The organism is Nocardia barduliensis (assembly GCF_013315795.1).
GTDB lineage: Bacteria > Actinomycetota > Actinomycetes > Mycobacteriales > Mycobacteriaceae > Nocardia > Nocardia barduliensis.
This window is the reverse complement of the sequence record NZ_JABLTE010000157.1, coordinates 1-13,125: the sequence shown is the minus strand read 5'-3', so window position 1 is coordinate 13,125 and position 13,125 is coordinate 1. Positions and strand designations below refer to the sequence as shown.

Here is a 13,125-nt window from a genome sequence, read left to right as displayed (position 1 = left end):
ACCTCGCCCGCCACGACGGCAACACACCGGACTGGGCGCCGCTGCCGGTCCAATACGCCGACTACGCCCTCTGGCAACACACCACACTCGGCTCCGACAGCGATCCGTCCTCCCCTGCGACACAACAACTGTCGTATTGGCACGACCAACTCGCCGGCCTCACCGGACCACTGGAACTCCCCACCGACCACCCTCGCCCGGCCGAGCCGACGACGCGTGGCGCGACAACCTCCGTCACCATCCCGCACCATGTCCACCACCGACTGGCCCGAATCGCCCACGAACACAACGCGACCCTGTTCATGGTGGTCCACGCAGCCCTCGCCACGCTGCTGGCACGGCTGTCCGGCGGCACCGACACCGTCATCGGCACCCCCATCGCCGGACGCGGCGAACGAGCCCTGGACGACCTGGTCGGCATGTTCGTCAACACGCTGGCCCTGCGCGTCGACGTCTGCCCGGCCGTGACGTTCGACGACCTGGTCGAACGATCCCGGGAAACGGCTCTGTCGGCGTTCGCCAACGCCGACGTGCCCTTCGAACGCGTGCTCGAGCAGGCCGACCCCGCACGCACCGGGACGCGCAACTCGCTCCTTCCGGTGATGCTGTCGTTCCAGAACATCGAGCAGCCCGCGCTGGAGTTGCCGGAGCTGACCGTCACTGCTGCCGACAGTGGCTCGATCACGGCGAAATTCGATCTGCAAGTCGTTGTCGAGCCACGGTCCGCCGGCGAGGACGGCCCGGCCGGAATGGACGTGACGTTCACCTACGCCACCGAACTCTTCGATGAGGCGACTGTCCGGTCCTTCGGACGGCGATTCGAGCGGATCGTGTCCGCGGTGGCGGTCGATCCCTCGGTGCGGGTATGGGACATCGATATTCTCGATGCCGACGAAGGCCGCCCCGCGGTCTCGCCCGCGCGCCGGGCCTGGGTGCCGCCGTTCGATGGCGTGGCCGCGCAGGGGGCGACGCTGCCGGAGCTGATCGGGCAGCAGGCTCGGCGCGGACCGGACAGGGCGGCCGTCCGCTTCGGCGCCGCCACGGTGAGCTTCGAGGCGTTGCTGCGGCGCGCCAATCGCATCGCCCGTGCGCTGATCGCGGCCGGAGCGGGGCCGGAAAGCCTGGTGGCCGTCACGGTCTCGCGCACCGATGAGTTGCCCGCGGCGCTGCTCGGGGTACTCGCGGCCGGCGCCGCCTACCTGCCCATCGATCTCACCTACCCGGCGCAGCGGCTGGCCTTCGTGCTGGCGGACGCGGCGCCGGTGTGCGTGCTGACCACCGCTGCCGAGCGGTCCGCCATTCCGGACACCGACCTGCCCACGGTCTTGCTGGAGCAGACCGCGCGGTTTGCCGACGATCCGATCACCGACGCCGACCGGACGGCCGCACTGCTTCCGGACAATCTCGCCTACGTCATCTACACCTCCGGCTCGACGGGCGTGCCGAAGGGCGTCGGCGTGACGCACCGCAACGCGGTGGAACTGTTCGCCGCCACGCAGCCGCTGTTCGGATTCGGCGAGCGCGACGTCTGGACGCTGTTCCACTCCTTCGCCTTCGACTTCTCGGTGTGGGAACTGTGGTGCGCGCTCGCCACGGGCGGCACCGTCGTGGTGGTCGACCACGCCACATCGCGGTGCCCGGAACTGATGCGCGAGTTGCTGATTCGCGAACAGGTGACGGTGTTCAACCAGACGCCCTCGGCGTTCTGCTCACTCCTGGAAGCCGACCGGAACGCCACCGGCTCCGGGGAATTCGCGCTGCGGTATGTGATCTTCGGCGGTGAGGCGCTGGACCTGCGGCACCTGCGCCGCTGGTCCGAGCGTCATCCGGGGGACGCGCCCCGATTCGTGAACATGTACGGCATCACCGAGACCACGGTGCACGTCTCTTTCCTGGAGGTCGGCGCGGACCTGATGGACAGCCCGGCCAGCCTCATCGGCCGGGCGCTACCGGGACTGGACGCCCACGTGCTGGACCTCCGGCTGCGCCGGGCGCCGTTCGGCACGCCCGGTGAGATCTACGTGGCGGGGGAGCAGCTGTCCCGCGGCTACACGGGACGGCCCGGGCTCACCGCGACGCGCTTCGTCGCGAACCCGTTCGGGCCGCCCGGGTCCCGGATGTACCGCTCGGGCGACATCGCGCGCTGGAGCCGGTGCGACGGCGACGCCGGGCTCGTCTACGCCGGTCGCGGCGACCAGCAGGTGCAACTGCGCGGTTTCCGGATCGAACTCGGCGAGATCGAATCGGCGCTGGCGCGCTGCCCCGGCGTGCGCCGGGCCGTCGCGCTGGTCCGGTCCGATCCCGCACTCGGTGACCAGCTCGTCGGCTACGTGCTCCCCGAGCCGGGCGCCCGGCCGGACCCGGCTCAGGTGCGCACCCAGGTGGCCGAGCACTTGACCGGCTACATGGTGCCCGCCGCGATCGTGGTGCTCGACGCCATCCCGCTGACTCCCAACGGCAAGCTCGACCGGCGCGCGCTGCCCGCGCCCGAATTCCGGGCGCGGGAATTCCGGGCGCCCGCCACGCCGGTCGAGGCCACCGTCGCCGCCGCCTTCGCGGCGGTGCTCGGCGTCGAATGCTTCGGCATGGACGACAACTTCTTCGAACACGGCGGCAACTCCTTGCTCGCCGCGAAACTGACCCTTCGGCTGTCGTCCGGCCTGGGCACTCGGATTCCGGTGATGCGGGTGTTCACCGCCCCCACACCCGCGGAACTGGTCGCCGACCTGGCCCGCCGTGCGAGCGGCGCGGTCGAGACCGAGGCGGCCTTCGACATGCTCTTGCCGTTGCGTCCCGGCGGTTCGGCCGCGCCGCTGTTCTGCGTGCACCCCGTGTCGGGGATCTCCTGGTCGTACGCGGGTCTGGCCGCCTACCTCGACCCGGACCGGCCCATCTACGGACTGCAGACGCCGGTGCTGGCGAGTGACGAGGCGATGCCGGGTTCGATCGAGGAATGGGCCCGGCGCTACGTGTCGCTGATCCGATCGAAACAGCCGACCGGTCCTTACCATCTGCTCGGTTGGTCGTTCGGCGGCGTCATCGCGCACGAGATGGCGGTCCAATTGCAGCGCGCGGGCCAGCAGGTGGGGCTGCTCGCGGTGATGGACAGCTATATGGCGGATCCACCGGATACGCCGCCCGATGCCGCGGGCCAGGTGCCGGTGGCCGAACTGATCGGCGGTCTGCTGGGCGAGCAAGCGGGCGATCTGGGCAATGTCGCGGAGGTGGACTGGACGGCGCTGCCCGGGAAGATGGCCGAACTGCCGGAGCCGTTCGCGTCGTTCGGCTCCGACCGCGTCACCCGGATCCTCGACGCGGCAGTGCACTCGGTGGCGCTGCGCGGCGCCTACGACCCGCCCGTGTACCGCGGCGACGTCGTCTATTTCACCGCCGCGCTCGACGATCCGACCGGGTGCGTCGGCGCTTCGATCTGGAGCCGGGTCGTCGACGGCCGGGTGCACAACCACGCCGTCTCGACGACGCATTGGCGCATGACCGTGGCGTCCGGCCTGGCCCAGATCGCCGAGGTGCTGACGCGGGTATGGCGGGCGGGCGAGCCGGGCGGGGACCGCCCGGTCAGCCGGTGAACCAGCGGCGCAGCCGGGCCTCGGCCGCGGCGGCCTTCTCCCGGGCCAGCTCCTGCGACGGTGCTGTGAACGGCGCGACCGGCGCGGGACCGGAGAGGAAATCGGCATCGACCTTGCCGACCAGCCCGTCTCCGAACTCGATATGGCAAGCGCCCCGCCCGCTGTACCGCTGCGAGGGCGCCGTTCCGCGCAGTTCGGCTTCGATGGCCGCGGCGGCGGTGCGGGCGGCGTCCTCGGCGAAGACGCCCGCGCGCGGGACCGGGGCGTCGGCGCAGTCCCCGATGGCGTAGACGCCCGGGTACGGCGTGCGGAGGGTGTGCGGATCGACGGCGATCCAGCCGTCGGTCCCGCCCTCGGTGAGGCCCGACGCCGCCACGACCGCGGGCACCCGGTGGCGCGGGATGCCGATGAACAGATCGTAGGGGAGGTCGCCGTTCCTGGTGCTCGCCACGTGGCGGCCCGGGTCGAGGGCGTGGACCTGGCGGCCGGGCGCGTACCCGATTCCCCGGCCGGTCAGCGCTTCGACGATGGCCTCGGAGGTGTCCGGCGACACCGGAATCGGCGAGTCCATCGGGGTGAGGACCTGGATCCGGGTGCGGTCACCGACGCCACGCCGGGTGAGCGTCTCGTGCAGGAGCATCGCGCCTTCGTAGGGGGCTGGCGGGCACTTGAAGGGAACGCCCAGAATCGCGAGGACCACGTCGCCGCCGTCGAAGCCGCCGAGGCGGTCGCGCAATCGAAGGGCGCCGTCCATGGAGTAGTACTCGTAGCCGTCTTCGGTGAAACCAGGGGTCGCGCCCGGGTCGTAATCGGCGCCGAGCGCGATGACGAGAATGTCCGGCTCGTACTCGGCGCGGTCGGTGCGGACCCGGCGGGTCCGCGGGTCGATCTCGGTGACCTCCTCCTGCCGGAATTCGACGCGCGGATGCGCCAAGCGGGCGTAGGGCACCCGCACCGCCTCCGGCGCTACGTCGCGGAACAGGATGTCGAGCTTGGCGAAGCCGAAGGTGAAGGAGTCGTTCCGGTCGATGACGACGATACGGAGATCGTCGGCCCGCGCACCCGACAGGCAGGTGGCCAGCTCCAGTCCTCCGAACCCCGCACCGAGAATGAGTACGGTTCGCATACGTAGATTCTTCACCCGGTGGCGCCGGACGCGGAGAAGAACGAGCGATGTCCTCCGGCGCGGCGGTCCTTCGGGGCCGTGCGCGCGCGTGCCGTGGCCGGAGTGCCCTGCATTCGGTGACCTTCGGCCATCAATTACGCCGAGAGATCGCGCGATGCTGGAGAGACGTACCGAGTAGACCCTGTTGCGCACGCTCCGGACCGGTCGCCGTCCAGGCACTCGATCCGGGTCGGCGCCGGACAGATGATCGGGGTGTCGCGATGCGCGTCACCCGGGCCGTGCGCGGCGGGGCGCCGGGCGTCGACCACCCGGAATGAGCATGCCCCATGACAGAACTACGGCCCCTCGATTCGGGCTTCATGGAACTAGAGGACGCCGACCGGCATATCAGTCTGGGCATCGGTGCGGTGGCGATCATTTCCGGCTCTCCGCCGAGCAGGGACGAGTTCACCGGCATACTCGCCGAGGGTGTGCGGCGGAATGCGCGCCTGCGTCAGAAGGTGCGGCGAGCGCCGCTGGATCTGGTTGCCCCGGTGTGGGAACACGACCCGAATTTCGATCTCGCCCATCATATCCGGTGGACCGCGCTGCCCACGCCGGGCGACGAGCCCGCGCTGTGCGAACTGGTGGCGACGGAATTGGAGGAGCGGCTCGATCGCGACCATCCGCTGTGGCAGTGCGTCGTCGTGGAACACCTCGCGGGGGACCGCTGGGCGCTGCTGGTCAAAGCGCATCACAGCCTGGTGGACGGCGTGTCCGGGATCTCGGTGTTCCGGCAGCTCTGCGACGCGGCGCCGGGGGAGCGGGAGCAGACCGCGCCCGAGCCGCGTGTTCCTGCCGAGCCGCCGGGCGGTGCCGAGCCGCCGGGCGGTGCGGAGCCGCCGGGTGGTGCGGAGCCGCGATGGCTCGACGTGGTTCGAGAGGTGACGCGGCTGCCTTTCACCGTGTCCCGCTCCGTGCTCGGCGTGGCGCGCGGTCTGGCGCCGGTCGCGTCGGCGGTCGTGTCGCCCGCCACCGAGTGCTCGCTCAACGGCCCGATCGGACGGCAGCGCCGGTACGTCGTGGCGCGGGCCGCCCTGTCGGAAGTCCACGAGATCTGCGCCGCGTTCGGCGTCACCGTCAACGACGTCGTCCTTGCCGCGGTCGCCGCCGCCTACCGTGACCTGCTGGTCGGCCGGAACGAACAGCCCGCTCCGGACACCCTGCGCATCCTCGTCCCGGTCTCGATGCGGTCGGACAAGGCGAAACATACGCTGGACAACCGGGTTTCGGCGATGCTGCCGTTCCTGCCGATCGACCTCACCGACCCGGTCGAGCGGCTGGACACTGTTCGGCAGCGGATGGAACGGCACAAGTCGGGCGGCGAGGCGCAAGCCGAGCATTCGGTGCTCGGGCTGGCGGGCTGGTTGCCGTTCGCCCCCATGGCGTGGAGTCTCCGTCTGCTGGCCCGCTTTCCGCAGCGAACCGTCGGCGCGCTGGTGACCAATGTGCCCGGCCCCCGCGAACAGCTGTCCATCCGGGGACGCGAGGTAGTGGAACTGCTGCCTGCCACCCCGATCGCGATGCGACTGCGCACCGCGATCGCGATCCTCAGCTACGCGGGCCACCTGACGTTCGGCATCACCGGGGACTACGACACCGCACCCGATATCGCGGTGCTCGCCGAGGGTATCGAGCGGGAGATCCGGCGGCTGCGGGAGCATGCCGGAATCCGGCGGCCTGCGCGGCCGGAGGTGACCGGGCCGTGACGAGCGCCCCGTCGGCTGGTCCCGGGTCACTCGGAGTCGCCAGCGAGGGAGGACGGATCGGGGACCTTTTGCCCTGTCCGACAGCACGACTCGGTGGTGGTATGGGAGACCGCAGTGTCGAGTGAAGACCGGAAAGCGAGGACATTGCCAGGTGGATTCGCGCGCAATGTGCCCCGGCACGAGATCATGATCGCGTCGAACGGCCGCATCGCGGACAACGGCGTCCCGAGCCGCACGCTCGTCGAACTCGGCCGTGACGAGGCGTTGCGGCTGCTGGCGAGTGTGGCCTACGGGCGAGTGGTGTTCACCCGCGATGCGCTGCCCGCGATCCGTCCGGTCAACCATTTCGTCGACGGTGGGGCCGTCATCGTGCGTACCCGGGTCACGTCGCGGCTCACCGACACCATCCGTGCCGATCCCTGCGTCGTGGTGGCCTACGAGGCCGACGATATCGATCCGGTCAGCCATGTCGGTTGGTCGGTTGTCGTGACCGGTCTGGCCCGCACGGTTACCGACCCCGAGCGGGTCGCCCGCTACGCGGAACTGCTGCGCCCCTGGGCCGATGGGGTCATGGACACCGTAGTCGCCATCGAGCCCACGATCGTGACCGGTTTCCGGCTCGTCGAGGAACCGCGATAGGCTCTTGTGGCGTCTCGCCGCGCGACGGGACTTTCGGGTGCGGAATGCGACCGGCGATCGTTTCGGTATACCACTCGGCCGGGTGATCTTGCCTGGTAGGCAGAGTGTCCGGCGCTATACCGCGGCACGAATTTACCGAATCACCGTCCCCCCAATTCTGCCCGAACGTATCGTGCGGTTCGTCCGCCGAGTTCCGTTGCGGGAATAAGGCGGTCCATGGCGGCGGCCCGTGCTCGGCACGGTCGCGGTGCCGTTCGCTCCCGCCGCGATGCGGTCTCGCGAACGCTGCGGTGGAACCGCTCGGATGCGCCGATCCGCGGTCTGACCGGGCGGATGCCTCTCGCGGCCGGCTCGCCGTACGTCTGCTCGTCGTCGGGAACGACAACGCGCGCTTGGATACCCGAAGTCGGCGGCATAGTCGGGCGAGGAGACTGCGACAACAGTTGATGTTCGGCGAAAACGAGAACGGCAGGAAAGTGATTCTGCTCGGAATTAAGTGATCGGAGTCGAACTTCGGCATTCTTGGAATTTGCGCCATGTATGAGCGTCTGATTGGAAATATCGACCTCGCGTTCGGCAATGTCGAGAGGCGCGGAGTTATGGCGAATATATTGGATTGCCCATGTGTTGCCATTATCGCTCCATAGTCGCTGACGATCATTCGGAACTACGGGGATGGGGGCCTGCTTGCCGCTGTGGGGGCGATGGTCGTCCCGCCTTGATTCCGCCCTCGACCCGGCATGTACGATGCCCGATCGCAGGTGTTCTCCCTTGGACGACACCAGCTGACAGCAGGCACTTCTGCTGACGACGCGTGCGCGCGGCGGTCGTGGTCGCGCGGGCGCGCCGCGCCGGTATTGCTCGAAACGAGATTGGAAACGCCCGGCCGCCGTGCGGAGTCGCGAGGTTCGATACCACTAGACTGAGCCGGGCTGCTGCCAGATAGCTTGTCCCACCTGAGTGTCGATGCTTCACCGCAGGTTCAAAAGTTCTGTTTTCAGATTTTGAGACGACTGGAAATGCCGACAAGCGGGAGGTGTGTCGCCGTACATGTCGTGCCGGTATCCGATCCGGAGACCGAGCGCGGACCGATCCAGCTACATGCGGTACCTGAACGGCGCGGCGAAGAGCAGGGGTAGCGCCGCCGTCGAGTGGACGAAGTGCATATAAGCCAGATTTCGGATGCCGTGGGCCGATGTCCTTCCGTCGTGCCTTCACGCGTCCGGGTATGAATGAGGGGTCATGCGATGAATCTGAAGTCAGACGGAACCGCCGACGGCGAACTGGGGCTGATTCCGCTCTCGAGTGCGCAGTACGGCATGTGGCTCGCGGACCATGTGCCCGGTGGACCGGCTGTCAACATCGCACACTGCGTCGAGATCGAGGGCCCGGTGGACCACGACGCCTTCACACAGGCGGTGAACGACGGCGGGCACGAAACCGAGTCTCTTGTGGTGCGCGTGGTCGAATCCGACGGCCGGCCCTATCAATTCGTCGATCGCAGCATCATCTACGACGAGCCGGTATTGGATTTCAGCGATGCGGAGGATCCGGTCGCCGCGGCGATGGAGTGGATGCGCCGCGACTACAACACCAAAGCGGTCGATCTCAGCCGTGACCGGCTCACCGAGACGAGGCTCATCCGGGTCGGCGAGGACCACTACTTCTGGTACGGCCGCGCGCACCATCTGGTGATCGACGGGTACGGCGCGTTCAACAGCCTGAACCGGATGGCCGAGCATTACAACGCCCTGCTGGAGGGCAGGCCTCCGACGCGACTGGACGCGGCGAGCCTGCACGACATCGTCGAAGCGGAGCGCGCCTATCGCGCCAGCTCGCGCTACGAGACGGACAGAACATACTGGCTGGACAAGGTTTCCGACCTTCCGAAGCCGGTCAGTCTGTCCGGCCGCACGGCCCGTTCCGGCAAGGTCGACCGGGTGGCCGGTTTGCAGCTGCCCGCACACCTGTCCGACCGGCTCGACCGTTTCGCCGACGAGGTGAACGCGTCCGCCGCGCAGGTGGTGATCGCGGCGTTCGCCGCGTTCCTGGCCCGGATGACCGGAACCGAGGATGTCGCGCTGTCGCTGCCGGTGACCGCCCGCGTGACCAAGCGCCTGCGCAACGCCGCCGCGATGCTGGCGAACATGGTGCCGATCCGGTTCGCCGTGCACCACTCGACCACCGTGGAGGAGCTGGTCCGCGCATCGGTGTCCGAACTGGTCGCGGCGATGCGCCACCAGCTCTACCGGTTCGAGGATCTGCGCCGGGACTCGGCCGCAATCGACCCGTCCGCGAACTCGTTCGGCCCGATCGTCAACATCCTGTTCTTCGACTCGGAGATCCGCCTCGGCTCGGCCGTCGGCCGCTATCGCGCGCTGACCTCCGGCGCCCTCGACGATCTGCAGCTGAACCTGTACCGCTCGGGCGCGGACGCGCCGCTGCTCATCGAGCTGCACGGCAATCCGAACCTCTACGGTCAGGACGAACTCGCGTCGCACGCGGACCGGTTCCTCGATTTCCTGCACCGGATGATGGACGCGCCCCTGGACACCCGCATCGGTGACCTCCAGCTCGTCGGGCCGGCCGAAGAACTGCGCATCGTCGAGGAGCTCGCGGGCCGCGACGGCGAATCCCCCTCCGGCACACTGGTGGACCTGCTGACGCGGCAAGCGGCGGACACCCCGTCCGCGGTGGCCGTCACCTCGGACGCCACCTCACTCACCTACCGGGAACTCGACGAACGCTCCAACCGGTTCGCCCGCGGGCTCATCGCACTCGGCGCGGGACCGGAATCGCTGGTGGCCATCGCGATGCCCCGCGACGCCGATCTGATCGTCGCGGTCCTCGGTGTGCTGAAATCGGGCGCCGGGTACCTTCCGCTGGACACCGCACACCCCGCCGAGCGGCTCGAATACGTGCTGGGCGACGCGAACCCGATCGCGGTCGTCACCAAGCGCGGCATGCGCGAGCAGGTCCCCGGCGATCCCGGCCGCGTCGTGCTGTTCGAAGACGCGCTCGCCGCGGAGCGAGCCGCCGACCCGATCACCGATGCCGATCGCACCGCCTTGCTGCGTCCGGACCACCTCGCCTACGTCATCTACACGTCCGGATCGACCGGACGGCCGAAGGGCGTCTCGATCACCCATCGTGCCGCGTCCACCTATCTGGTGAACTCGTGCGCCGAGATCGGGATCCGGGCCGACGACGTCTGGACGCTGTTCCACTCCTTCGCCTTCGACTACTCGGTCTGGGAGATCTTCGGCGCGCTGGTCACCGGCGGCCGGATCGTCGTCGTGGACAGCCTCACCGCCCGCTCGCCGGACGACGTGGTGCGTCTGGCGGCGCGCGAGCAGGTCACGGTCTTCAGCCAGACACCCTCGGCGTTCTACCAGTTCGCGGCCGCACGGCAGCGGTACGCGCACGCCGGGGAGCCCGAAGGCGAGCTGTCGCTGCGGCTGGTCATTCTGTCGGGCGAGGCGCTCGACCCGGCCGGGCTGGCCGCCTGGTACGAGCACAACCCGGATCTGCCGGTGCTGGCCAACAGCTACGGCATCACCGAGACCACCGTCTTCGTCACCTACACCGGCCTCACACCGGACGTCGCCGTTCCGGGCGCGCCGAGCACGGTCGGCCCGGCGTTGCCGGGTTTGCGAACGTACGTTCTGGACGAGCGGTTGCGTCCGTGCCCGCTGGGGGCCTGGGGCGAGATCTACGTCGCGGGAACTCAACTCGCTCGCGGCTACCTCGAGCGACCGGCGCTGAGCGCGGGACGCTTCGTCGCGAACCCGTTCGGAAACCCGGGGGAGCGCCTCTACCGCAGCGGGGACGTGGCGCGCTGGAATCATCAGGGCGAGCTGGAGTATCGCGGTCGCGCCGACCAGCAGGTGCAGTTGCGCGGGTTCCGGATCGAGCTGGACGAGGTCCGCAACGCGCTGCTGACCCACGGCAGCGTCGCGGCCGCGGTCGTCGTCGTGCATCTGCCGGGCACGGAGGCGGCCCGGCTGGTCGGATATGTCGTACCGGCCGTCGGCGCCGCCTGCGAGGCCGATGCCCTGCGCGCCCACGTCGGCGGGATGCTGCCCGAATACATGGTGCCTTCGAGCATCGTCGTGATCGACGCGGTGCCGCTGACCGTGAACGGCAAAGTGGACTACCGGGCACTGCCCGAGCCGGTCTTCGACTCGGCCGCGGCGTACGTCGCGCCCCGCACCGTGCTCGAGGAGTCGATCGCCGACGTTTTCGCGGAGGTCCTCGGCATCGACCGGGTTGGCGTGCTGGACAGCTTCTTCGAACTCGGCGGCAACTCGATCACCGCGACCAGCGCGGCCGTGCGCGTCGCGGAAGTGACTCGATGCGACGTGTCGGTCCGCGACTTGTTCCTCAAGCAGACCGTCGCGGAACTCGCCGCGCAACTCGAGGACGGGCACCGCTCCGGAAGGCCGGTGCTGCGGGCCGCGCCCAGACCGGAGCCCATTCCGCTGGCGCCTGCGCAGAACCGGATGTGGCTGGTCAACCAGACCGACCCGACCTCGGCGGCCTACAACATCCCGTTGATCGTGCAGCTGACCGGCCGTCTGGACACCGCGGCGCTGCGTGCCGCGCTGACCGACGTGATCGACCGGCACGAGTCGCTGCGCACCGTCTACCCCGCCGTGAACGGGGAAGGGACACAGCTGGTCCTGTCGGCCGACGAGGTCGTCGCCGGTCTCGACCTGAGCCCGCGGCCGACCGACCCGCACGACATCGAGCAGCGGATCCGCGAGCTGGCGTCGGTCGGGACCGATCTGCGCGAACGCGCCCCGATCCGGGTGGCGCTGCTGGCGACGGCCGACCGCAAGCGGCACGTCCTGGTCGTCGTCCTGCACCACATCTGCTGCGACGGGTCGTCCCTGCGGCCCCTCGCGGTCGATGTGGCCGTCGCCTACGAGGCGCGGGTGCAAGGCAAGACACCGGACTGGGAGCCGTTGAGCGTCCAGTACGCCGACTACAGCGTGTGGCATCGCAGTCTGCTCGGTGACCCGGACGATCCGGATTCGCGGGCGGCCCAGCAATTGCGGTACTGGTCGCAGCGGTTGGCGGGGATGCCGCCGGTCCTGGAGCTGCCCGCCGACCGTCCGCGTCCGGCCCGCCAGTCCATGCGCGGCGACGTCGCCGACACCGTGATCCCCGCCGAGACCTTCGCCGGGATCGAGCGGCTGGCGCGCGCGGCCAACGTCACGACGTTCATGGTCGTCCACGCTGCCCTGGCCGTGCTGCTGGCCCGGATGTCGGGTTCGGCGGACATCACCATCGGCACGCCGGTCGCAGGCCGGGGCGAACGCGCCCTGGAGCCGCTCATCGGCATGTTCGTCAACACCGTGCCGCTGCGGACGGAGGTGTCATCCGACGAGTCGTTCACCGGGTTCCTGGCGCGCGTCAAGGACATCGACGTCGATGCCTTCGCCAACAGCGACCTGCCCTATGAGCGCGTCGTGGACGAGTTGCATCCGAAGCGGTCGATGGCGTACGCGCCGCTGTGCCAGGTGTATCTCGCTTTCGAGAACATGGATCGGGCGAGCTTGGAACTCTCCGAGCTCACCGTGGAACTGCTCGATCCGGGCGCCGAACCGGCGAAGGTGGACATCATCGTCACGGTCGCGGAGAACACCGCCGGGGGCGGCGACGTCGCGCTGCGCGTCAACTACGCGACGGACCTGTTCGACCGGGAGACCGTCGAGGAACTCGCGGAGCGACTGAACCGGATTCTGGACGCGTTCGTGTCGAATCCCCGGGCGCGGATCGGTGACGTGGATCTGCTGTCGGGAGTCGAGCGACTGGGTTTGGTCCCGGCCTCCGGTGGTCGCGCGGAGACGCCCCGCGTGCTGGCCGACGTCCTGCTGGTCGGTGATCGCGGCGCGCCGGCCGTGGTGTCGGGAGACCGTGTGCTCACCTACGGGGAGCTGGACGAGTGGTCGAATCGTCTCGCCCGGGTGTTGATCGACTGGGGGGTGGGGCCGGGGGATCAGGTCGCGCTGGCCATGGG

The 13,125-nt window shown here is 69.3% G+C and carries 5 protein-coding genes; 4 read left to right on the top strand and 1 reads right to left on the bottom strand.

Translation table 11 applies throughout. From position 1 onward, the window contains the following. Nucleotides 1-3,587 (top strand): non-ribosomal peptide synthetase (locus HOV91_RS36025; protein WP_174189684.1); only part of this gene is annotated, 3,587 nt, incomplete at its 5' end. Here HOV91_RS36025 and HOV91_RS36020 read toward each other — a convergent pair. Beyond that, entirely contained in the window at nt 3,577-4,713 is a 1,137-nt protein-coding gene (locus tag HOV91_RS36020) for an NAD(P)/FAD-dependent oxidoreductase (RefSeq protein ID WP_174189683.1), read from the bottom strand. The genes HOV91_RS36025 and HOV91_RS36020 overlap by 11 nt on opposite strands. Nucleotides 4,714-5,039: 326 nt before the next feature. Here HOV91_RS36020 and HOV91_RS36015 point away from each other — a divergent pair, with 326 nt between their 5' ends. The 3 genes from HOV91_RS36015 to HOV91_RS36005 all read left to right on the top strand — a co-directional run. After that, nucleotides 5,040-6,461 (top strand): wax ester/triacylglycerol synthase family O-acyltransferase, encoded by a 1,422-nt coding sequence (locus HOV91_RS36015; protein ID WP_174189682.1) that lies wholly within the window; start codon nt 5,040-5,042, stop codon nt 6,459-6,461. 186 nt (nt 6,462-6,647) lie between these two features. After that, nucleotides 6,648-7,100 (top strand): pyridoxamine 5'-phosphate oxidase family protein, encoded by a 453-nt coding sequence (locus tag HOV91_RS36010; RefSeq protein ID WP_174189685.1) that lies wholly within the window; start codon nt 6,648-6,650, stop codon nt 7,098-7,100. A gap of 1,247 nt (nt 7,101-8,347) precedes the next feature. Then, nucleotides 8,348-13,125: non-ribosomal peptide synthetase (locus HOV91_RS36005; RefSeq protein WP_174189681.1), on the top strand; the 4,778-nt coding region annotated here is incomplete at its 3' end.